The organism is Vibrio sp. 03_296, assembly GCF_002265885.1.
In genome coordinates this window covers 1-814 of the sequence record NZ_NPKW01001170.1, presented here as the reverse complement: position 1 = coordinate 814, position 814 = coordinate 1, and the positions used below count along the sequence as shown (strand labels likewise).

Here is an 814-nt window from a genome sequence, read left to right as displayed (position 1 = left end):
TACTCATGTCAGCATTCGCACTTCTGATACCTCCAGCATGCTTTACAACACACCTTCAACGGCTTACAGAACGCTCCCCTACCCAATGTTCATAGAACATTGCCGCAGCTTCGGTTTACAACTTAGCCCCGTTACATCTTCCGCGCAGGCCGACTCGACTAGTGAGCTATTACGCTTTCTTTTAAATGATGGCTGCTTCTAAGCCAACATCCTAGCTGTCTAAGCCTTCCCACATCGTTTCCCACTTAGCTGTAATTTGGGACCTTAGCTGGCGGTCTGGGTTGTTTCCCTCTCCACGACGGACGTTAGCACCCGCCGTGTGTCTCCCGGATAGTACTTACTGGTATTCGGAGTTTGCAAAGGGTTGGTAAGTCGGGATGACCCCCTAGCCTTAACAGTGCTCTACCCCCAGTAGTATTCGTCCGAGGCGCTACCTAAATAGCTTTCGGGGAGAACCAGCTATCTCCGAGTTTGATTGGCCTTTCACCCCTAGCCACAAGTCATCCGCTAATTTTTCAACATTAGTCGGTTCGGTCCTCCAGTTGATGTTACTCAACCTTCAACCTGCCCATGGCTAGATCACTCGGTTTCGGGTCTATATCCAGAGACTATGRCGCCCAGTTAAGACTCGGTTTCCCTACGGCTCCCCTAGATGGTTAACCTTGCCACTGAATATAAGTCGCTGACCCATTATACAAAAGGTACGCAGTCACACCACGAAGGTGCTCCTACTGCTTGTACGTACACGGTTTCAGGTTCTATTTCACTCCCCTCACAGGGGTTCTTTTCGCCTTTCCCTCACGGTACTGGTTCA

General features: G+C 50.2%; 1 rRNA gene. It reads right to left on the bottom strand.

Annotated elements, in window-relative coordinates:
• A 23S ribosomal RNA gene (locus CIK04_RS30660) occupies positions 1–814 on the bottom strand; the annotation flags it as partial.